The sequence below is a fragment of the Herpetosiphon geysericola genome (assembly GCF_001306135.1).
GTDB classification, from domain to species: domain Bacteria; phylum Chloroflexota; class Chloroflexia; order Chloroflexales; family Herpetosiphonaceae; genus Herpetosiphon; species Herpetosiphon geysericola.
On sequence record NZ_LGKP01000040.1, the window covers coordinates 188,846 to 210,960 of the forward strand.

Sequence of the window (22,115 nt, forward strand, 5' to 3'; positions counted from 1 at the left end):
TGTTACCTAGCTTCAACTGAAGCCACGTAACTAATTAGCAATGATGAGGCCATAGAGTCAATAGCATATGCGCAGCATAGACCATAAGTCCTTCTAGGAGGGCATCAATCCAACCAATTGGGCTGCTCGCGCTGAAGGTAAATCGATTCAAAATGATGATATGGTGCAATTGCAGTAGCCTTTACGATTACAATTTACCTAGTTGACATCCTATGTATGCCCCAATATAGTTAATAGTCAACATCCTTCAAGCTTTGGGGTAAATTTATGTATCAAATTGAAACCTTATATTTGCCAGATTCAATCAAAAGCAGTTATCAAAATGTCGAAAGTCAGCCACTTACTCAACTCGATAGCCTTTCAAGGGTTAATATTTTAGTTGGCGAAAATAATGCAGGTAAAAGTCGGTTTATGCGGTTATTGGCCGAAGAGTCTAATTTTAAACTAAAACATACTAAAATTAATGAATTCAACTACAAAATTGAACAAGAAATTAATAGATTAATTGATATATTTGATATTCATGAAGTTGATAGAATTGAGGCAATAACAAGGATTAATATAGAGAATTGTATTCATTATCTGAAGGAAATAAATAGTATTTATACAAATCCGAAATATACAACATACAATAATATTTTTAATATTATTGAGACCATAAAAAACGATAATAGAATATCTTCTATTGCAAATATAATTATAAATCTACTTAATCAAGTACAGATTAAGTTTAATAAAAATATATATATACCTACTCTTCGTAGTTTACGCCCTTTAGATAGTGAATATACGGATTTTTATCAAAATCAAACTATTGAGAGTTATTTTAAATCCGCAATTCATAAACCAGAAATTTATACAGGTTTAGGGATATATGCCAAACTAAGAATTTATCTACTTGGGGATAATGTAAAACGTAAAAAAATCAGAGAATATCAAGAATTTATTTCACATACTTTATTCGAAGACAAAGAAGTAACTTTGATTCCGAGAGATGAAGAAAAACATATTTTTGTAAAAATTGGTAATGAAAAAGAACGACCAATTTATGATCTTGGTGATGGAATTCAATCAGCAATCATTTTAACCTTTTTGCCATTTGTGAGCCTTGAAAATTGTATTTTCTTTATCGAAGAGCCAGAGCTTTTTCTACACCCAAGTATGCAGCGCAAAATTCTGGAGTTCTATCACTCGTTGGATCGTCATTTATTTTTTATGACAACTCACTCGAATCACTTGCTTGATATTACGATTGATATTCCTGAGATTTCAATCTATAACTTTCGAAAATCACTTACTAGTAGTGATGATGATGAAACACCTCATTTCATTGTTGAAAATGTTGATAACAATCAAACTAGTTCATTAGAATTATTGGGAGTACGAAATTCATCAGTCTTATTAGTCAATGCCACAATCTGGGTTGAAGGAATAACCGACCGTTGGTATTTACGTGAGATGCTCCAAATGTATATGGAGAGTCAAAAAGATTTGAAACAGTTTGTTGAAGATATGCATTATATGTTTGTTGAGTATGGCGGTGGAAATATTACTCATTTCTCATTTGTAGATATGGAAGATAAACTTATTACAATAGAACGACTATGTGCGAAAGCCTTTGTTATCATTGACCAAGATGGCGATGCTAAATTAAAACGTAAAGAAGAGCTTAAAGCTAAACTTGGCGATACTTTACTTATTTTACCTTGTCGGGAAATTGAAAATAGCCTACCATCCGAGGTCATTCGCTCAGTTGTAATTGAATATGAGACATCTATACAAAACCCAAACCCCGAAACAAATTCTTTTGTGTATGAGGATTACCAAAATGAATCGTTAGGGGAATTTATCGAAGATCATGTTATAAAAGGTGAGAAACATCGTCGAGGTTCTTATAAAGCTGATTCAGGAACTATTACCGATAAACTTGGTTTTTGTACAAAAGCCTTAGCATATTTGAAAAATCTTACATTCGATCAACTACCTTCTACAATTCAAAAAGAAATAGAGGGCATATATAAGTTTATTGCAAAGCTGAATCCTAGCTAAAGGTCTCACACTATGCAGCAACCTACGTGGCAGATTAATACTTATCAACAAAGATGGCATGTGCGTTGGCACCCAGCCGATAGCGAGCCAGCAGGCAAAGCTCATGGCTCAGCTGGTATTTGCCTCACGCCTGAACGCCACATTGTAGTGGTGAGCCAAAATGGGCGTGATTGGGATGTACCAGCTGGCCGCAGCGAGGCGGGCGAATCGTGGGCAGCAACCTTGCAGCGTGAGGTGGCCGAAGAAGCATGTGCGATAGTTCAAAGTGCCAGCTTATTGGGCTTTTGCCAAAGCCAATGTTTGGACGGGGCAGAACAAGGGCTAATCTTAGTGCGCGCATTTTGGTTGGCCCACGTTACAATCCAAGCATGGCAGCCTCAATTCGAAATGATCGAACGCCGGATTATTGCTCCAAGCCAAATTTGGAGCTACCTACCGCAGGCCTATCTACCAATCTATCGCCATGTATTGCAACTCGCCGCAGAATTCAGCTCGGCAACACAACAATCGCGAAGCTTATTTTCTAGCCCCGAAGCCCACAAAGGATAGGAACCGCGAAGAGCGCTAAGGACACGAAGATTATTTTCGCCACGAATTCCACGAATTGCACGAATCTATGATCACTAACCCAAAGCCACATTCCTCTACACCTCTGCTTAACATTGATCTATGAAGGCTCAGTTTTTAGCCACAGATTGTCACAGATTGTTTTGATTGCTGTTTCCCTAGCCCATAGCCCAGCCCCCAACAACCGATCCCCATCCCTTCTGACTTCTGACTTCTGACTTTTGATTTGGCATTTCATCCTTCATCCCTCATCCTTCATCCTTTCAAAATTGCCGCTTGACTCTATAGCATAGTATAGGGTTTATCCTAGGCAACAGAAAGGAATTGAGCGATGCAAATTGGCCAAGTAGCCCGCCGCTGTGGAGTAAGTGTCCAAACAGTCCGTTTGTATGAACGCATGAGCTTGATCGAAACCGCCCAACGCCGTGAATCAGGCTATCGCGATTATTCGAGCACAGTCATTGCGCGAATTTTGGCGATCAAGCAGGGCCAAGCGCTTGGCTTTAGCCTACGCGAGATGGGCATGTTTCTGCAACTCAGCCCACAAACCACAGATCAGCAGTTGATTGAGCAATTTGTTGGGCAAAAAATTAAGCAAATTGACCAGACGGTTCAACAATTTCAACGCTTGCGCTTGGCGCTCGAAGAATTTGCCACTCGTTCTGCCGATGACCCGGGTGAATGCCCAGTTATTTATGCCTTGGCCGAGATGGCCTGTGTACAAGGAGTTTCTGATGCGTAGAACAACGCAAAGTTTACGTTGGTTTGGGTGGTATGCGGTTAGTACAGGCTTGTTGGCGGCGCTCGCGCCAAATCTCATTTTGGGGCTTTTTGGCTTGCCAGCAACCAGCGAAGTTTGGCCACGGGTGGCGGGCATGCTGATTGGCTTTATCGGCATATTGCACATGAATGTTAGCCCAATCAATCTGCAACGCTATGCCTTAGCGACGGTGGTGTTAAGACTTAGCGTGCCATTGATCTTTGGTTGGTGGGTGCTGAGCGGGCTTGGCCCATGGCAGCTACTCTTTTTTGCTGGTGCTGATGTAGTTGGAGCGCTGGCGACGTTGTGGGGCTTGCGGGTTGATCAACAAACGGGCAATCCACGCCAAACTAGCGCAATTGCCCGCTAAAAAAGCTAATCGCGCACGTGACCAGCGCCACGCACAATCCATTTATACGAGGTCAATTCGCGCAAGGCCATCGGGCCACGAGCATGCAATTTTTGGGTGCTGATCGCAATTTCAGCGCCCAAACCCAATTGCGAGCCATCGGTGAAACGAGTTGAAGAATTGGCATAGACCACCGCCGAATCAACTTCATTCAAAAAGCGCTCGATTGCCATTGGATCTTGCGACAAAATCGTTTCTGAATGGTCGGTTCCATACTGATCAATATGCTCAAGCGCTTGATCAAGCCCATCAACTACCCGCACGGCCAAGATTAATGCAGAAAACTCTTGGCCAAAATCATCAGGCTGGGCCGCGACTAAATGCCACTCGCTGTTGCCAGCCTCGCGCAAAATCGCCAACGACTCGGGATCGCAGCGCAATTCGACCTTATGCTCTTGCAAGGCAGCACCCAAGCGCGGCAAGAGTTTGGCGGCAGCACTGCGTTCAATCAACAAGGTTTCAAGCGAATTGCAGACGCTTGGGCGTTGCACCTTCGCATTAACAATGATTGGCACAACTTGATCGAGCGGCGCAGTATGGTCAACATAGGCATGGCACACGCCAATCCCGCCAGTAATTACCGGAATCGTAGCAGTTTGGCGGCAAAACGCGTGCAAGCCCGAGCCACCACGCGGAATAATCATATCGACATAACGATCCAAGGTCAGCAAACCACGCACCAATTCACGATCAGGGTTATCGATCAATTGCAAGGCATCGGCGGGCAAATCGACGCGTTCTAAGGCGCGACGCAAGGCCTGCACCAACGCTGCTGCAGAACGGGTAATTTCCTTGCCACCACGCAAAATCACCGCGCTGCCAGCTTTGATGCACAAGGCGGCCACATCAGCGGTAACATTGGGCCGCGCCTCGTAGATGACGCCGACCACGCCCAGCGGCACACGGCGCTTTTCAATGCGCAAGCCATTGGGCAGCACGCCTTGCTCAAAAACCTCGCCAACAGGATCGGGTAACACCGCCACCGTGCGCACATCGTTGGCAATTGCTTCGAGCCGTTGTTCATTGAGTAATAAACGGTCAAGCAAAGCCGGAGTTAAGCCAGCCTCGCGCCCCAGCCGCATATCAGCAGCGTTAGCCGAAAGAATCGATTCGCGATCAAGGCTTAGTTCTTCGGCCATCGCCTCGACGGCTGCATTGCGTTGGGCCGTAGTTGTGCGGGCCAATAATCGGGCTGCCAGCTTTGCGCGCTGACCCATTGCCTCAAGCATTGTACACTCCTCATTGACTAGCCATCATAACTCGCCGAGTGGTGCTGCTGGATGATCTTCGCCTTCGAGATCGCCTTCGAGTTGCCAGCGAACTGCTGCATGCAAATGTACAGCATCGTTGTAGCCACCCAAAAACCAGCGCACCTGCCCACCCCGCTGATGCTGATACCAATGAGTCAAGGATGTATTGGTCACTTCTAGGTCAACATTCGGTTGCTCGCTGCGGGTATGTGGCCAAAAATAGCTTAATGATGATTCTATCACCCAACCATGGCAAACAATTACAATCGTTGCATCAGGATTTGCCTTCAGCACTCGTTCGAAATTGGTGTGAGTTCGTAGGCAAAAGCTTTGCCATGTCTCGCCACCTGGTGATAAGGGCTTACGCAAATCAAAATCAAATTTGCCATAGCGTTGATTATATTCTTTCCAGCTTAGGCCATCGGCCTCGCCAACATTGAACTCGCAAAATGTCTCATCATAAATCAAGGGTTGGGCAAACGCAGGCGCAATAATCTCGGCGGTTTGCATTGCCCGTGGCATCGTACTACAAATAAACAGATCGGGCACGATTTCGCGGGTCGCAATCAGCCGATCGCGCAAATGTTCAGCTTGTTGCACGCCCAAATCGGTCAAGCCCCGATCGCCTTTGATGCCACCAATAATTGGCTCGACATTCACCACAGCCTGCCCATGGCGTATCAAATACAGTTTAGCCATAAAACCCCACATAGAAAGGCAGAAGTCAAAAATCAAAAGTCAAAATGGCCTTTGCTATTAAACATAAAGCCAATCAGCATCCCAAATGAACTCAGAAGTCAAAAATCAAAAGTCAAAATAACGTATCGGTTGCTATTCAGTTAGCGGTAATCCTATCAACATTTTGAGAAATATCAAAGGACTAAGCATTTTTGCCTTTTGATTTCTGCCCTTTGACTTTAAAAGGCTACCATATCATCGCGGTGAATCACTTCATCGCCGTAGGAATAGCCGAGAATATGTTCGATGTCGCTGGTACGTGAGCCTTTGATTTGAGCAACTTCATGGGCGGCATATTGGCATAAACCACAGGCAATCGCCTGCCCATCGGGCGCGACAATCGCCACGGTCTGGCCACGGCGCCACTCGCCCTCGACCGCCACAATTCCTGCTGGCAACAGGCTGCGGCCTTGCTGAGTGAGGGCTTGCACCGCCCCAGCATCAACCGCAATATGCGCTTGGCGCACGCGCTCGGCCATAATCCAACGCTTGCGGCTCTCTAGGCGCGTACTCACAGGCCGAAAGCGCGTGCCAACATTCTCGCCAGCAGCTAAGCGCAACAGCACATCAGGCTCGTTGCCAGCAGCAATGATCATGCTTGTGCCAGCCCTGGTGGCCAATTCGGCAGCCTGAATTTTGGTAGCCATGCCACCAGTGCCTCGATGCGAGCCAGCCGCCCCAGCCAAGGCATAGATTTGTTCAGTAACCGCCGCCACATCGTCAATTAACTGGGCTTCGGGGTTATGGCGCGGATCAGCGCTATACAAGCCAGCAATATCGCTCAAAATAACCAAAAGCTGAGCGTCGACCAAATTTGCCACCAACGCTGAAAGTGTATCATTATCGCCAACCCGAATCTCATCAACCGCCACCGCATCGTTTTCGTTGATAATCGGCAGCACGCCAATTTCCAAGCAGGTTAATAAGGTTGCTCGGGCATTGAGGTAGCGCACCCGATCGCGCAAATCAGCGCGGGTCAGCAGGGTTTGGGCAACTGGCACATCGTAAATTTCAAATAATTGGCCATAAATGTGCATTAATCGGCCTTGCCCAACCGCCGCCAAGGCCTGTTTGTGGGTCAATTCGCGTCGCCGTTTGGGAAAACCCAAGCGCTCCCAGCCAGCCAAAACCGCCCCCGAGGAAACCAACACAACGTCGTGGCCAGCAGCGCGCAATTGGGCCATCTGGCGCGCCAAATCGACCATGCGCGGGCGATGCAAACGGTCGGTGCCATCGGTCAAAACGCTGGTGCCAAGTTTAATTACAATTCGCATAGCAAGCTCTATTCATCAAGATACCTATAAAAGCTATTTTAACGCCTAGCGTCAAATTGATTTTCACCAAACCCTAAAAAAAGCTGCATTTTGAAACCACGAAGCGCACGAAGGATAAGTTTTTAGCCACGAATTCCACGAATTCCACAAATGATCATTCTTTGAGCCACAGATTGCACAGATTATATTAATTCACTTCTTGCTCGCCCTAAGCCAAGAGCCCAAAGCTATATTTTTAGCCACAGATTGCACAGATTTGCTTGATTATATTTCGATATTCAATCATTTCATCGCTCATAATGCATCCTTCATCTTTGGTTTCTGCCTTTTGATTTTTGACTTCTGAATTTGCTCTATGCTCTATGTTCTATGTTCTTAAACGTTTGTAGGCCGTGGAGCATCAACACTCCACAGCCTACAAACGTTTACAGTTATGTCAAATGATTATTTTTTACCAACAGCTTGGGCATGGGTATGTTTGACCGCCAAAATTGCTTCAAGCTCGGCTTCTTTGCCTGGCAAGCCATGGCATGCTTTGAACTTCTTGCCGCTATCGCACGGGCAAGGGTCATTGCGTCCGATTTTGATAATAATTCGGCGGGCGGGAGCAGCTTGACCAGCAGCATTGCTGACGCGGCGTGCAGCGCCACCAACACCCCGTTTGGCTGGCTTGGGTGCTTCTTCAGTGGCGTTTTCTGAGCCACCAGCAGTTTGGGCCATTGCCAAACGAGCTTCCATTTCTAGCTCAACTTGGCGCAAGCGCACTTGCCAGTTGGCAGCATCGGTGAAGAAGTTGTAGACAATCCGGTTTTGAATATTGCCTTTGAGTTCATCGAACATCTTATAGGCTTCGCGTTTGAAGGCCACCAACGGATCTTGTTGGGCAATCGCGACGTTGCCAATCCCTTGGCGCAATTCATCAACCGCCGTCAGATAATCGATCCATTCGCGATCGATTGCGCCGAGCATTTCTTGGCGCTCGAAGTGGGCAAAGAAGGCTTCTGGGCCGCTAACCCCAGGAATTGGCTGCACGCCACGTTGCAACAAACCAGTGTATTGAGTTGCTAACTCTTGACCTAAGCGATTGTAGGCTTCTTCAACAACTTCGGTGGCAATTTCGCCAATTTCATCAGCTTGGCGGCCTTTGAAACGAGCAGCCAATTCAGCTTCTTGAGCCTTGAGTTGGGGCACAATCGCATACAACTGGCGCAAGAAGCCTTCCATATCTGGCTGATCAAGCTCTTTGTTATCAAGGAAGTCTTCGACATGGGCTTCGATTTCATCAACCACCATTTCAAGGATGCGGTCGCCCATATCTTCGCCACCAAGGATTGCATGGCGATCGGCGTAGATAACTTCGCGTTGTTTGTTCACCACGTCGTCGTATTCGACCACATGTTTACGGACATCGAAGTTATAGCCTTCAACCCGCGTTTGCGCGCTTTCGATTGCTTTATCGAGCAAGCCCGATTCGAGTGGCAATTCTTCCTCGCCATCAGACATGCGTTCCATTAAGCGCTTGATTGTGTCGATGCGTCCGAAGCGGGTCATCAACTCGTCTTCAAGCGAGATGAAGAAGCGCGATGAGCCAGGGTCGCCTTGACGGCCAGCTCGACCACGCAACTGATTGTCAATCCGGCGGGCTTCGTGGCGCTCAGTACCGATGATATGCAAGCCGCCAGCATCCATCACCGCTTTGCGTTCTGCTTCCACATCAGCTTTGGCTTTGGCAGTTGCTTCGGCTAATTGCTCAGGCGTAGCTTCGGTGATGGTTGTGCCAAGCGCTTTAAGATGCTCCTCGACCAAACCATCGGGATTGCCACCAAGCAAAATGTCGGTACCGCGACCAGCCATATTCGTTGCAATCGTAATTGCGCCAGTGCGGCCAGCTTGGGCCACAATATACGCTTCACGTTCGTGTTGCTTAGCGTTCAAGAGATAATGTTCAAGCCCTGATTGATTCAGCAAATTGCTGACAATTTCTGAGCTTTCAACCGAGGTTGTACCTACCAAGACTGGACGGCCAAGCTCGTGCATCTCTTTGATTTCGCGCAACACGGCGTTATATTTGGCTTTTTGGCTAGCATAAATATGGTCGCGATAATCTTCACGAATGACTTGGCGGTTGGTTGGGATAATCACCACTTCCAAATTGTAGATTTTGCTAAATTCTTCTGCTTCGGTGATTGCCGTCCCCGTCATACCGCCAAGTTTGTTGTACATGCGGAAGTAGTTTTGAAAGGTAATCGTTGCCAAGGTGACGTTTTCGCGCCGTACCTCGACCGATTCTTTGGCCTCAACCGCTTGGTGCAAGCCATCCGACCAGCGCCGACCAGGCATCGTCCGGCCAGTAAACTCATCGACAATCACGACTTCGCCATTTTGCACCACATAATCAACATCACGGTGGAAAACGTATTCGGCTTTGAGCGCGTTTTCCAAGTAGTGGGTTAATTCGAAGTTTTTGGCATCGTACATGTTCTCGCCTTCGGGCAAGTTGAGGCGTTTTTCCATCACCTCTAAGCCCGATTCGGTTAAGGTAATTGAGCGCGATTTTTCGTCGATCCAGTAATCGCCGTCGAAATCGTCTTTCAAGCCTTTGCGCACTTCATCAGGCGAGATGCTTGAGCGCTTGAGGCCACGCACCAATGAAGAAAAACGGCGATAGTTATCGCTGGATTCTTGGGCTGGGCCGGAGATAATCAACGGAGTTCGGGCTTCGTCGATCAAAATATTATCAACTTCGTCGACAATCGCATAGTGCAATTCACGCTGCACACATTGATCTTTGTGCTGCACCATGTTATCGCGCAGATAATCGAAGCCATATTCGTTGTTCGTGCCGTAGGTCATATCGGCCATATAGGCTTCGCGACGTGAGCAAGGCCGCCAGTGGACCAAACGGCTATCATCTTGCTTGGCGTTGGGATCGATATAATTGGGGTCGTAAATTGCTGAATAATCGTGGGCGATATAGCCAGTGCTCATGCCAAGGCTATGGAAAATTGGCCCCATCCAACCACCACCAACTTTGGCGAGGTAGTCGTTGACCGTGACTAAGTGTGCGCCACGGCCTGGAATTGCATTGAGAAACAAGGGCAAGGAAGCCACAAGGGTTTTACCTTCACCAGTTTTCATTTCCGCAATTCGGCCTTCGTGCAGCACAATCCCGCCGATCATCTGGACATCGTAGTGACGTTGGCCAATGACCCTGCTTGAGGCTTCGCGCACGAGGGCAAACGCTTCGGGCAACAATTCATCAAGTGCTGAATCTTCGATAATCCGTAATTCTTTTTGATACTCTTTTTCGACGGTTGAATCGTGGCGATTTTCGTCAGCGTAGCGATCGTCGAGCGCTTCACGATCCGCTTTGGTAAGCTCTGCGAACCGTGTGCGTAATTCAGCCGTTTTTTCACGGAGTTGTTCATCGCTAAGAGCCTTGAATGTTGGCTCAAGGGCATTAATTTCATCTAAGGTTGGCTGCATTTTCTTCACAACCTTAGCGTTGGGGTCGCCCAGTAGTTTCCCAAGCCATTTAAACATGTGGTACCTCGTGGTGTCTGAATATCGGCAGCACGGCTGCATCGCTAGATTATACCACGCAGCTTTGGCGCTTTGAATGGCTTAAAAGCTGCTTAAACGAAATGTTAACGCACTGCCAATAATCGTCGATCTTCGCGATTAAGCAGCTGTTGAAACTTACCAAGAAAGCGTCCGAGCTGGGGATCGCTGCGTTCCAACGGTACGTCAGCAAGCGCAAACCAACGAATTTGGGCGAATTCAGCCTGATCGTAATGCAATGCTTGTTGCGAATCGGCCTGCACCACATACCACAACGAAACATCAATATGGCCTGCGGTCAGGCCAACGGTTTCAGTTACGGTAATAAAGCATGGCTCCGGCCAATAAAACTGCGCTTCAATCCCCAATTCTTCGTAGATTTCGCGGCTGACGGTGCTGGCTGGATGTTCATCTGGCTCAACATGACCACCGCAAGGCAACCACAACTGAGCATTACGATGATCAACCAATAATATCTGGGCGGTCGCAGGATCATAGACCACAATATAAGAAACTAAGTGCATCGAGGGCGTAGCAGGCTTGGCGGTTCGAAACAACGGCGCATCACTATCGATCCAGGCCAAGGTTTCGTTACAATCTGCTTGCTCGCGTAAATCCAAGGGGGCAATTTGGGTCACTAAACTACGAATCGTCGAACGCATAACTTCCTCCAACTATCAATTCTCGGTTTGAACCACGAACGACACGAAGAACGGAAACCACGAAGGACACGAAGAGCATGAAGACTGTTTTTAGCCGCAGATGCTTATGTTCTCAGCTCTCTGTTCTTGAATTCATCCCTCATAATTCATAATCCATCCTTCGGTTGCTCTGCGCCTCTGCGTTAAAATCCGATCCCCAATTTTTAGCCACAGATTGCACAGATTGGCTCACATTATTATGTTCCCATAGCCAATAGCCAACAGCCCATAGCCATCCTTTTCTATGTTCTCTGCTCTCTGTTCTATGTTCTCGTTTCATCCTTTCAAGGCTTCGATGCTACCAACCAGCAAGGGTACGCTATCGTTGATAAAACTTTCGAGGTTTTGGCAGCGGTCGCTATAGAGCCAGCGGGCGGCCAAGGCATACACCGACCAACTGAGCATGGTCGCCAAAAGTTGGCGTTGCATGGCAGGCACGCTGCGCAAGGGCGAATAATGATCAAGCCATGTTTGAATGTGTTGCTCTAACATGCGTTTAATCTGGTTTTCAGCCAACGAATCAAAAAAGCGATGATACTGATTGCACTGGCCATGGACCATAGCCCAATGGTCAGCGATTGCCCACAGCAAGGCCTGCATATAGCGGGTTGGCGTGTCGGGATAATGCTGCATGCGCCGATCAAGGAACATCATAAAGCCATCGCGAATTAATTCATCAACCAAGGCATATTTATCGCTGAAATGGGCATAGAAGGTTGCCCGATTAATCGTCGCCGCTTCGGCAATCTCATTAACTGTTACTTCCTCGAAGGTACGGGTGCGCAAGAGCTGAATCAAGGCATCAAGAATTAATTTGCGGGTGCGTTTGGCGCGCGGGTCAATTTTTACAGCGTTTCCCAACATTTTAGCTCCTTATGTTGCCTAAGCAACACATTTTCGTTTTTGCTGGTTGACACTATAGCACGAGTTCTCTATGCTATTCAACAGATGTCAATTAAACAACGAGTGTTGTTTAGCTTTCAATCAAATTAGTGAGGTTTTTAATCATGGCTCATACTCAAGGTTTGGTCGCGATCACCGGTGCAGCAGGTCAATTAGGGCGCTTAGTGTTGCAACATGTGCTCGAACACGTTGGGGCACATCAAGTTGTGGCAATCACCCGTGATCCAGCCAAATTAGCCGATGTTGCCGCCCAAGGCGTCAAAGTTGCCGCTGGCGATTTCAACGATCCAGCAAGTTTGACTGCTGCCTTGGCCGGAGTCGAACGAGTGTTGCTTATCAGCATCGATGTTGTTGGCAGCGAACGGGTACGTTTGCAAAACGATGCGGTCAAGGCAATCGCCGAGGCTGGCGTAAAACACATCGTCTATACTTCGGCAATTAATCCAGCAGAAGCCCCAATGGAGTTCATTCGCGAACACGCTGCGACCGAGGAAGCAATTAAGGCCAGTGGTTTGAGCTACAGCTTCTTGCGCAATAACTTCTATTTTGAGACGATCACCGATAAGGTGAAAGGTGCCTTGGCAAGTGGCGCCATTGCTGCCGCCGCAGGCGATGCTGCTGCTGGCTTAGTTGCCCGCGCCGATTGTGCCGCTGCCGCCGCTGCCGCCTTGGTCAGCGCTAGCACCGCTTCAGAAGTGTACAACATTACTGGCCCAGTGAGCTTAACCCACAAAGCAATCGCCGAAACCGTCGCCGAATTCGCAGGCCGCGAGGTGGTTTATCAGCCAATCGATGCAGCCAGTGCCCAACAACAACTTGAGCACTATGGCCTGCCAGCGCCAGTTGCCGGTTTTGTCGTCGCCATCGATCACGATTTGATCGGCTCAAGCGCGTTGGATGTTGTGAGCAACGACGTTGAGCGCTTGACTGGCAAGCCAGCTCAATCGTTGGCCGAATATCTTAACGCGAATCGCGCGTTGTTTAGCTAAGATTAGATTATTCCCTAGCCATAGTTGGGTCACAGTATCCGGAAGGATGGTTAATCACCACCCTTCCGTCCCGCCTCAAGGCGGGAGACGCAGGGGGTTTTCATCCCCCTGCACCCCCTAAAATCGGATATATAGATTGCCTAAATTCTTTCTATATCCCGCTACATATTTACCAACAGGTTCACCCACCATACTGAGCAAACAAATTAGCTATTTACTAGTGGTTGGGTTATGAATTGGCAAGCCAACGACGTTGCCCCACTCAGTCCATGAGCCGTCGTAATTGCGCACGTTTTTGTAGCCTAGCAATTCGTGCAGCACAAACCACGTTAGCGATGAGCGCTCGCCAATTCTGCAATAAACCACGGTATCGCTTTCGGGCGTAACCCCAACCTCGCCATACAATTGGCGAATTTCGTCGGCGCTCTTGAAGGTGCCATCGTCGTTAACTGCTTTGGCCCAAGGCACATTGACCGCGCCTGGAATATGGCCGCCGCGCACAGCACCCTCTTGGGGATATTCGGGCATGTGCAATTTTTTGCCAGTAAATTCATCGGGCGAACGCACATCGACCAAACTATGGCCAGCTGGCAAGTCAATTGCGGTTTGGCGAGCATTTGGGCGGCCAATATGGGCCAATACATCATCGCGGAAAGCACGAATTTCGGGCTTTGGTTCGCCCACAACATACTGAGTTGGCTCGAAGCTTGGCACAACCCGCGTCAATTCGCGGCCTTCGTCAATCCATTTTTTGCGGCCACCGTTCATAATTTTGAGCTTTTCGTGGCCAAGCAATTGGAAAACCCAATAGGCATAGCAGGCCCACCAATTATTTTTATCGCCATAAAAAACGATCGTCGTGTCATTACTAATGCCAAAACGGCTCATCAGCGCAGCAAAGGCATCGCCATCAATATAATCGCGAATCTGCACATCATTTAAATCATCTTGCCAATTGATTTTGACCGCGTTGGCGATATGGCCCATTTCGTAGAGCAAAATATCTTCATCAGACTCAACCAAGCGCACATCTGCATCGTTCAAATGTTCGGCAACCCAATCTGTGCTCACCAAGACCTCAGGATTCACATAATCGCTCATCGATTGCTCCTTTATTGAGATTAATATTTAAGCTTCAAGCAAAATTTGATCGCCTTCAATTTTAAGGCTATAGACCTTCAATGGTTCGGTCGCTGGCAACGATCGCGGGCGACCACTAGCCAAATCAAAACGTGCGCCATGCAACGGACATTCGATTGTGCAATCATCAACATCCAACTCGCCCTCGTGCAATTCGGCATAGGCATGGGTGCAAATGTTGCTGGTGGCAAAATATTGGCTGCCACAGCGAAAAATCCCAACTTGCTCGCCAGCAAAATCAATTTGAATCGCTGGCGTGTCGGCCAAATCGTGCAGCGTTGCAACAACGTGAAAGCTCATCATTATTCCTTAATTTATTAACTAAATTGATTAACAATAATCTGACATAGAAAACGCCGAGGACGCAGTGGTTGCGCCTCGGCGTTGGTAGGCCAAGCCTAGCCGACCGAACCTTCCATTTCCATTTGGATCAAGCGGTTCAATTCGACCGCGTATTCCATGGGCAATTCGCGGGTAAATGGCTCCATAAAGCCCAGCACAATCATCGAAAGTGCTTCGGCTTCGTCGAGGCCACGGCTCATCAGATAGAACAATTGCTCTTCACCGATTTTGCCGACGGTTGCTTCGTGGGCCACGGTCGCTGAATCTTCCTCGATCTCGATGTACGGAATCGTATCCGAGGCTGAGCGATCGTCGAGAATCAAGGCATCACAGACCACATTGATTTTGGCGTTGTGGGCGCCGCGTTGAACTTTGGCCAAGCCACGATAGGTCGTGCGACCGCCGTTCTTCGAGACTGATTTGTTGGTGATGCGGCTGGTGGTGTCGGGAGCGCCGTGCACCATTTTGGCCCCAGCATCTTGATGTTGGCCTTCGCCAGCATAAGCGACTGAAAGCACCTCGCCCTTTGCGCCGCGACCCATCATATAAACTGCGGGATACTTCATGGTCAACTTCGAGCCAATGTTACCATCGACCCATTCCATTGAGGCATCTTCGTAGGCAACAGCGCGTTTGGTCACCAAATTGAAAATATTATTGGCCCAGTTTTGAATCGTGGTATAGCGGCATTTGCCACCTTTTTTGATGATAATTTCAACGACTGCTGAGTGCAGCGAGTTGGTGCTGTAAACTGGCGCAGTACAACCTTCGATATAGTGAACTTCTGCGCCTTCGTCGACGATAATCAAGGTGCGTTCGAACTGGCCCATGTTTTCAGCGTTGATGCGGAAATAGGCTTGCAATGGAATATCGACCTTGACACCCTTGGGCACGTACACGAACGAGCCACCAGACCAAACTGCTGTGTTCAAGGCAGCAAATTTGTTATCTGCTGAAGGAATGATCGTGCCGAAATATTCCTTGAACAACTCTGGATACTCTTTCAAACCAGTGTCGGTATCAAGGAAGATCACGCCCAGTTTTTCCCACTCTTCGCGCAATGAGTGGTAGACAACTTCTGATTCGTATTGAGCGCCAACGCCAGCCAAGAACTTGCGTTCAGCTTCAGGAATACCCAATTTTTCAAAGGTATTCTTGATATTTTCTGGCACATCGTCCCAGCTATTTTCGGCGCGTTCGCCAGGCCGCACATAGTAGTGAATATCTTGGAAATCCAACTCAGCCAAGCGTGGGTTGGCCCACACGCCACTGACTGGCAGTGGTTTTTTATGGAAAATTTCCAGCGCCTTCAAGCGGCGTTGCAACATCCATTCAGGTTCGCCCTTCATTTCCGAGATCGTGCGCACAATATCGGCATTCAGACCTTTTGAAGATTTGAATGTATAGTTCTCTTCGTCGCGAAAGCCGTACTTCGAGTAATCAAACTCGATCTCGTTTTGTGCAGGGTTGGACATGCCCTGAGCCTCCTATAGTGTGATCACGAATAAGTGATGAGATTACTTGATTCAGAATCTTGCAATTCTGTTTCTAAATGCTGCCATTCGTTAGCAGAAAATTCAGCTAGTGCCGTAGCAATTGATTGTTCATAGCGCTGCTTACGCAATCGTTCGAACAAGGCATAGATTGCCCAGAAAGCGAATCCGACTCCATCCAACTTAATCAATCGGATAATACTAATTAGTGCTGGATGTCGAACAGACTTGATCAAAGGCTATCCTCATCGTCGTCAACCAGATTGACCCCGTAGAGCCCAGCTTTGAGTGTTTTGAGCGAGAGCAAGGCACACTTGAGCCGCACAGGCCCAATCGGTATCCCCAATAAATCGAGGATGGTTTGTTTATCAAAAGCTTTGGCTTCATCAACGCTTTTGCCAGCAAGTTCTTCGCTGAGCATCGAGGCTGAAGCTTGGCTGATTGCGCAGCCTTTGCCTTTAAATTTTACATCAACAATCCGCTCATTTTCGACCAACAAATAAATGCTGAGTTGATCGCCACACAACGGATTGTGTTCGTGTTGCACAATCGTTGCTTGCTCGATCTCGCCGTAATTTCGCGGATGACGATAATGATCTAATATATTTTCACGATATAAATCGTCCACAAGGCCTCACAGTTGGAAGGTATCGCGAGCCAAAACCAAGGCTTCGGCCAAACGATCAATTTCTTCCTCAAGCGTGTATAGGTAGAATGATGCGCGTACCGTTGCTGGCACGCCAAAAATATCGTGCAACGGATGGGTACAATGATGCCCAGCCCGCACTGCAATCCCTTGGGTATCGAGAATCGCCGCCACATCATGGGCATGCACGCCTGCAAGGGTAAAGCTCAACAAGCCACCGCGCTCAGCAGCAGGCGGACCAAAAATAGTCAGCCCATCGATGGCACTGAGTTTATCCCAAGCGTAATGGGTCAACTGGCGTTCGCGCTCGTGAATCGCCTGCATCCCAAGTTCATTCAAGAAGTCAATCGCCGCGCCAAGGCCAATCGCCTCGGCAATCGCTGGCGTGCCTGCCTCGAATTTCCATGGAAGATCGTTCCATGAGCTTTCGCGTAGCCCGACCCGTTTGATCATATCGCCGCCACCCATAAACGGCGGCATGGCTTCAAGCAATTCGCGCCGCGCCCAGAGCACGCCAATGCCAGTAGGGCCGCACATTTTATGCCCCGAGAAGGCCAGGAAATCGCAGCCAAGCGCTTGCACATTGATGGGAAGATGTGGCACACTTTGCGCCCCATCCAGCAGTACCAAGGCTCCAACCTGCTTGGCCGCCGCAATCACCTGTTCAACCGGATTGATCGTGCCCAGTACATTCGACATGTGGGTCATGGCAACCAATTTGGTGCGTTTAGTCAATAGTTGATCAAGGTTGCCGAGATCAAGTCGGCCTTGCGCATCAAGCTCGATAAAATCAAGCTCCACACCAATTTGGGCTGCTAGCAATTGCCATGGCACTAAATTCGAATGATGTTCGCTGACTGTGAGCAAAATTCGATCGCCCGCTTGCAAATTAGCACGGCCCCAGCTTTGGGCAACCAAGTTAATCGCTTCGGTCGCGTTGCGAGTAAAAATAATTTCTTTAGTCGATTTAGCGCCGATAAAGCGGCCAATCGTGCGGCGCGTGCCTTCATAGGCTTCGGTGGCGGCTTCGCTAATCTGATACACACCTCGATGAACATTCGCATTAATCGTGCGATAATAGCGATCCATCGCGTCAAGCACTGCTAGCGGCTTTTGGGCAGTTGCGGTGCTATCCAAGTAGGCTAGGCGATGGCCGTTAATCGATTGATCCAAGAGCGGAAATTGCTCGCGAATGGCGTTAACATCAAGGGTTGTTTGTACAGACATAACTCACCAATATCCGATCGACAAAGAATTGCTTTTTGATCCACGAAGGACACGAAGAGCACGAAGAATAGAAACCGCGAAGGACGCGAAGATCGCTAAGTATCGTTACTCAAAATTAAGCGTTTCCATTCCAGTGTTGGCCGACTATGAAAATTCATTAAGATCCCTAGCGGTTTATGCGTCGCCTTGAGATAATTTAATAATTGAGCATGTTCAACCGATGTTAATTGTTGAATTGCCTTTATTTCAACAATAATCTGGTCGAAGCAAACCAAATCGGCAATATAGAGTTTATTTAAGATCGTTTGTTTATAGCGAATTGGCAATGGCTGTTGACGTATAAAAGGAATTTGACGTTGAGTGAATTCGAATTCAAGTGCCTCTTGATAGACAGCTTCTAGAAATCCGCTACCCAACTCACGATGTACTTCAATCGCCGCTCCAACTACTGCGAATGCTTCATCAGCTAACAATAAAGGCATAATTGTTTCTCCAAAATGAGTCAATGGATATCATTAGATACCTTTGTTATTCATTTTTGGCGAATCAATTCTGATCTTATAACTTATCAACCTTAGCGTTCTTCGTGCTCTTCGTGGTTTCAATCTTATACATTGACTGAAACCACGAAGATTTTTGATACTTAGACTTTTTCGGCGACGATGGTTTCGACCCGTTCGCGCACAGCTTCATCAGGAATCATATCGATGATTTCGCCGACAAAGCCCAAGACGATTGTTCGTTTGGCTTCAGCAAACGGCAAACCGCGCGATTGCAGATAGAACAACTGCTCTTCGTCGATTTGACCGCTAGTTGAGCCGTGGCCTGCCTTAACTTCATTGGCATCAATCTCCAAGCCTGGAATTGAATCCGAGCGTGAAGTTTTGCTCAAGTGCAAGGCATTTTCGCGCAAGTCGGAGTTGGTGCCTTGGCCAGTAGCCGGAATTTTGACCATGCCATCGAAAACGGCATAGGCTTCATCATCGACCACGGTTTTGAAGTTGATTTGGCCTTCGGTATTCAAGCCAATGTGATTGAGTTTGGGCGCAACCAGCAAGTTTTGCTTACCATTGCCATACAACAAACCATTCCAATTGACGCTTGAGCCGTTGCCACTCAAATTGGCTTCCAAGGTAACGTGCTGCACGGCGCTGCCAACCACCACGTTCAACCATTCTGCTTGGGCATCGCGGTTGATGCGAATTTGTTGGCTGCCGAGCACATAAACATTGTTGTTCAAGGTTTGTACGCTGCTGAAATTAACTTGGCCACCATCGCCAACCTCGATTTCAACCCCGGTCAAGACCACTGCACTCGCATCAAAATCAGCTGAGCTAATTTCTTCGATCACGTTGATCGAGCTATGGCGCTCGGTCACGATCAGCGTGCGAGGAGCGACAATTGTGCCAGCCTTGGCGACGTGATAGCGAATCCGCACCAATTCTTCGACTGCAACATCTTTGGCAACGTGGATAAAAAGCCCACCGTTGACCAAAGCATTATTGAGCGCTGAATAGGGATCGCGGCTGGTTTGCACGGCGCTACCAAGCACCCGTTGCACCAACTCGGCGTGGCTTTGAATCGCTTCGGCTAAAGGCAAAATCGTTACGCCTTCAGCGCCAGCAAATTCAACCGAAACTTCGGCCTCAGCCAGCGTGTAATCAGCGATATTGAAGCCCTTCAAATTGGTTCGGCGCCAATCTGGTTGCTCGGCGGTTTCGAATGCTTGCCATGCTTCGCGACGGCGGCTAGTCAGCCATTCTGGCTCGTTGCGGCTGGCCAGCAAGGCCTCAAATTGCGCCACATCAAAAGTAGATTGCAAATTAGCTGGCATTGCCAAACACTTCCTCTCGAATGAAATCGTAGCCTTTTTCTTCGAGTTCCAAAGCCATTTCTGGGCCACCTTCGCGCACGATTTGGCCGTTCATCAAAACGTGCACATAATCAGGCTTGATGTAGTTGAGCAAGCGTTGGTAGTGGGTGATGACCAACACGCCAAGTTCAGGCTTTTCGGCTTTAACTTTGTTGACACCTTCGGCCACAATTTTCAATGCGTCGATGTCAAGCCCTGAATCGGTTTCATCCATGATCGAGATTGAAGGCTGCAACATGGCCATTTGCAAAATTTCGAGCCGTTTCTTTTCGCCACCAGAGAAACCTTCGTTCAAATAGCGACGGGCAAAATCAGGCGCCATTTCCAACATATCCATGCGCGATTTGATCACTTTGCGATATTCGGCCATTGGAATGGCGGTCGACTTTGGATCAACGCCTTCTTGAGCGCGATGGGCGTTCAAGGCAGCGCGCAAGAAGTTGGCAACGGTTACACCAGCTACCGCAACGGGATATTGGAATGCAAGGAACAAGCCCAATTTTGAACGATCGTTTGGTTCGAGATCAAGCACATCTTGGCCTTTGTACCAAACTTCGCCTTCAGTCACTTCATAGCGTGGGTGACCAGCGAGGGTATACGCCAAGGTTGACTTGCCTGAGCCATTTGGCCCCATGATGGCGTGAATTTTGCCTTCTTCGATGGTCAGATTAATACCTTTGAGAATTTCTTTGCCATCGACCGCAACGTGCAAGTTGCGAATGACCAAATTGTTGGCGCTCATGACACTCCTATTCAAGATTGCTATTCAAGACAACAGCATGGCATGCCCTTGCATTACCAGCCGCCAAAGAACTTAGTTATGCTTCTCAATCCCAATCTCATCGGCCTTAATCACAAAGTGACAGCCGTTATGACCTTCGACCATGCGGCGTTGAATTTCAACTTCATGGCCGAGTGCAGTTTCCATCATTTGGCGTTCCATGCTACACAAACTATCGTGAGTTTGCGCGACCTCAAAATAGGGGCAGGCATACTCACTCACCACCCAACCACCACCAGGCGATTCGGCGACATTAATCGACATCCCTTTGCGGTTCATCGTGTAGACAAATTGCATCAAGCGCTCACGCAAGGCCACATTGGCTGGATGATCGCCCGTGTAGAGCGTTGCCAAACGGGTGCCAACCCGACTGAGCAATTGAGCCATGCCCTCTGGGCCTTCAGTCGCTAAAATTTCTTCGAGCAACACATTGAGCAACACATCGTAGCCCTTGGGAAAGAGCGATTGGGCCTTGGCAGTTAGGGTGTAGCGATAGGAAGGCCGGCCTGGGCCTTGGCGAATCTTGCTTGGCGTAATGAGGCCTTGGTTGGTGAGATGAGTTAGTTGCTCGCGCACCGCAGTTGTGCTCACAGCCAGCGCATCTTCCAATTCCTTGACAGTCGCTGAACCTTTACGCTGAATGTAGCTCACAATATCGCCGGCGGGCGTTCCTTCTCGGATACCAAACACGGTCATAGATACCTCGCATGTTGCCTTGACCATACCGTTGCATGGTTCGTTATTGAGAATGATTATAAATCGATAATCATTTTCTGTCAATAAAATCGGAAAAAACTGTGTTTATTCATACTTTAGGCCTGTTTTAAACCAAAACAAGCCCGTTTTAGGGCAGATTTGGGGCAATAACCATACCAATGAGTGCTCAATGCAGCATAGGCGGCTGCAAAAACGTTGATGAGAAGTTGATTAAGCAGCCAATAGTTCTTGGTGCAAGCGTTGGAGTTGGGCTAAAGTCCGTTGAGTACGGGGGTGTTGTTCGCCAAAACGGGCTAAATCGCCTTGCAAACGCACCTCGACAGTTTGCAAATTGCGGCGCCGATTGAGCCAGCGTTGATAGTGAGCGGTGGCTTGGCGATAGACAGCTTGGGCTTGAGCAAGCACAGGATTACCATACATCGCGCCAATCAAGCACCACAAATGTTTATCGCTGGCCAAAGGGCGCAGATTGGCTGGGTTATGCCTCCATGCTTTGAGCAAACGGGTATTGGCGTTGACCGCACTACGAATTTGGTCGGCCTCGCTTGAAGAATATTGTTCAGCAAACCATTGCAATACTGCTTCGATTCCCGTTACTGGATGCATTGCAGACCTCCTAACCAATGTTGGCTTGAGCATAGCAGCACCTTGTGACAACAACTGTCACAAGGTTTTGTCACAATTTCGATTCAGGG

21 protein-coding genes are annotated in these 22,115 nt (G+C 48.1%); 5 read left to right on the top strand and 16 right to left on the bottom strand.

Going from position 1 to position 22,115, the window contains the following annotated elements; translation table 11 throughout:
- Positions 1 to 267 precede the first annotated feature (267 nt).
- The 4 genes from SE18_RS24860 to SE18_RS24875 all read left to right on the top strand — a co-directional run bounded on the left by SE18_RS24860 (position 268) and on the right by SE18_RS24875 (position 3,746).
- Entirely contained in the window at positions 268 to 2,049 is a 1,782-nt protein-coding gene (locus tag SE18_RS24860) for an ATP-dependent nuclease (RefSeq protein WP_054537185.1), read from the top strand.
- Between the two features lie 12 nt (positions 2,050 to 2,061).
- Positions 2,062 to 2,598, top strand: a complete 537-nt coding sequence (locus SE18_RS24865) for an NUDIX hydrolase (RefSeq protein ID WP_054537186.1) — start codon at positions 2,062 to 2,064, stop codon at positions 2,596 to 2,598.
- 349 nt (positions 2,599 to 2,947) lie between these two features.
- A complete protein-coding gene (locus SE18_RS24870) occupies positions 2,948 to 3,358 on the top strand; it encodes a MerR family DNA-binding transcriptional regulator (protein ID WP_054537187.1) in 411 nt (136 codons plus the stop codon).
- Positions 3,351 to 3,746 (top strand): hypothetical protein, encoded by a 396-nt coding sequence (locus SE18_RS24875; RefSeq protein ID WP_054537188.1) that lies wholly within the window; start codon positions 3,351 to 3,353, stop codon positions 3,744 to 3,746. The genes SE18_RS24870 and SE18_RS24875 overlap by 8 nt, the downstream gene beginning before the upstream one ends.
- A 5-nt stretch (positions 3,747 to 3,751) precedes the next feature.
- On the opposite strand, the gene SE18_RS24880 is transcribed toward SE18_RS24875, so the two are convergent.
- The 6 genes from SE18_RS24880 to SE18_RS24905 form a co-directional block, all read right to left on the bottom strand.
- The gene (locus tag SE18_RS24880; protein ID WP_054537189.1) at positions 3,752 to 5,014 is read right to left on the bottom strand and encodes a glutamate-5-semialdehyde dehydrogenase; all 1,263 of its coding nucleotides are present in this window, start codon (positions 5,012 to 5,014) and stop codon (positions 3,752 to 3,754) included.
- A gap of 24 nt (positions 5,015 to 5,038) precedes the next feature.
- Positions 5,039 to 5,734, bottom strand: coding sequence for a histidine phosphatase family protein (locus tag SE18_RS24885; protein WP_054537190.1), 696 nt, complete (start codon positions 5,732 to 5,734; stop codon positions 5,039 to 5,041).
- A 218-nt stretch (positions 5,735 to 5,952) separates the two neighbouring features.
- Positions 5,953 to 7,047 carry a glutamate 5-kinase gene (proB, locus tag SE18_RS24890; RefSeq protein ID WP_054537191.1) on the bottom strand — a complete coding sequence of 365 codons (1,095 nt, stop codon included), beginning with the start codon at positions 7,045 to 7,047 and terminating at the stop codon, positions 5,953 to 5,955.
- A gap of 444 nt (positions 7,048 to 7,491) precedes the next feature.
- On the bottom strand, positions 7,492 to 10,590 hold the full coding sequence (gene secA, locus SE18_RS24895; RefSeq protein ID WP_054537192.1) for a preprotein translocase subunit SecA: 3,099 nt from the start codon (positions 10,588 to 10,590) through the stop codon (positions 7,492 to 7,494).
- 104 nt (positions 10,591 to 10,694) lie between these two features.
- Positions 10,695 to 11,270, bottom strand: coding sequence for an NUDIX hydrolase (locus SE18_RS24900; RefSeq protein WP_054537193.1), 576 nt, complete (start codon positions 11,268 to 11,270; stop codon positions 10,695 to 10,697).
- A gap of 315 nt (positions 11,271 to 11,585) precedes the next feature.
- Complete coding sequence (locus SE18_RS24905; protein ID WP_054537194.1) at positions 11,586 to 12,173, bottom strand: TetR/AcrR family transcriptional regulator; 588 nt, start codon at positions 12,171 to 12,173, stop codon at positions 11,586 to 11,588.
- A 143-nt stretch (positions 12,174 to 12,316) separates the two neighbouring features.
- On the opposite strand from SE18_RS24905, the gene SE18_RS24910 reads away from it, so the two are divergent.
- A complete protein-coding gene (locus tag SE18_RS24910; protein WP_054537195.1) occupies positions 12,317 to 13,201 on the top strand; it encodes an NmrA family NAD(P)-binding protein in 885 nt (294 codons plus the stop codon).
- A 210-nt stretch (positions 13,202 to 13,411) separates the two neighbouring features.
- Here SE18_RS24910 and SE18_RS24915 read toward each other — a convergent pair whose 3' ends face one another.
- The 10 genes from SE18_RS24915 to SE18_RS24960 form a co-directional block, all read right to left on the bottom strand.
- Complete coding sequence (locus SE18_RS24915) at positions 13,412 to 14,302, bottom strand: sulfurtransferase (RefSeq protein WP_054537196.1); 891 nt, start codon at positions 14,300 to 14,302, stop codon at positions 13,412 to 13,414.
- Positions 14,303 to 14,329: 27 nt separating this feature from the next.
- The gene (locus SE18_RS24920; protein ID WP_054537197.1) at positions 14,330 to 14,641 is read right to left on the bottom strand and encodes a Rieske (2Fe-2S) protein; all 312 of its coding nucleotides are present in this window, start codon (positions 14,639 to 14,641) and stop codon (positions 14,330 to 14,332) included.
- Positions 14,642 to 14,739: 98 nt separating this feature from the next.
- Positions 14,740 to 16,158, bottom strand: a complete 1,419-nt coding sequence (sufB, locus tag SE18_RS24925; protein ID WP_054537198.1) for a Fe-S cluster assembly protein SufB — start codon at positions 16,156 to 16,158, stop codon at positions 14,740 to 14,742.
- A 250-nt stretch (positions 16,159 to 16,408) separates the two neighbouring features.
- Positions 16,409 to 16,804, bottom strand: a complete 396-nt coding sequence (gene sufU, locus SE18_RS24930; RefSeq protein ID WP_012187967.1) for a Fe-S cluster assembly sulfur transfer protein SufU — start codon at positions 16,802 to 16,804, stop codon at positions 16,409 to 16,411.
- Between the two features lie 6 nt (positions 16,805 to 16,810).
- Positions 16,811 to 18,049: a cysteine desulfurase gene (locus SE18_RS24935; RefSeq protein WP_054537199.1), complete on the bottom strand. Its 1,239-nt coding sequence runs from the start codon at positions 18,047 to 18,049 to the stop codon at positions 16,811 to 16,813.
- Positions 18,050 to 18,144: 95 nt separating this feature from the next.
- Positions 18,145 to 18,531: a GxxExxY protein gene (locus SE18_RS24940; RefSeq protein WP_054537200.1), complete on the bottom strand. Its 387-nt coding sequence runs from the start codon at positions 18,529 to 18,531 to the stop codon at positions 18,145 to 18,147.
- Between the two features lie 161 nt (positions 18,532 to 18,692).
- Complete coding sequence (gene sufD / locus SE18_RS24945) at positions 18,693 to 19,883, bottom strand: Fe-S cluster assembly protein SufD (protein WP_054537201.1); 1,191 nt, start codon at positions 19,881 to 19,883, stop codon at positions 18,693 to 18,695.
- Complete coding sequence (sufC, locus tag SE18_RS24950; RefSeq protein ID WP_054537202.1) at positions 19,873 to 20,664, bottom strand: Fe-S cluster assembly ATPase SufC; 792 nt, start codon at positions 20,662 to 20,664, stop codon at positions 19,873 to 19,875. The genes sufD and sufC overlap by 11 nt, the downstream gene beginning before the upstream one ends.
- A gap of 72 nt (positions 20,665 to 20,736) precedes the next feature.
- The gene (locus tag SE18_RS24955; protein ID WP_054537203.1) at positions 20,737 to 21,399 is read right to left on the bottom strand and encodes a helix-turn-helix transcriptional regulator; all 663 of its coding nucleotides are present in this window, start codon (positions 21,397 to 21,399) and stop codon (positions 20,737 to 20,739) included.
- 231 nt (positions 21,400 to 21,630) lie between these two features.
- Positions 21,631 to 22,026: a hypothetical protein gene (locus SE18_RS24960; RefSeq protein WP_054537204.1), complete on the bottom strand. Its 396-nt coding sequence runs from the start codon at positions 22,024 to 22,026 to the stop codon at positions 21,631 to 21,633.
- Positions 22,027 to 22,115: the final 89 nt, after the last annotated feature.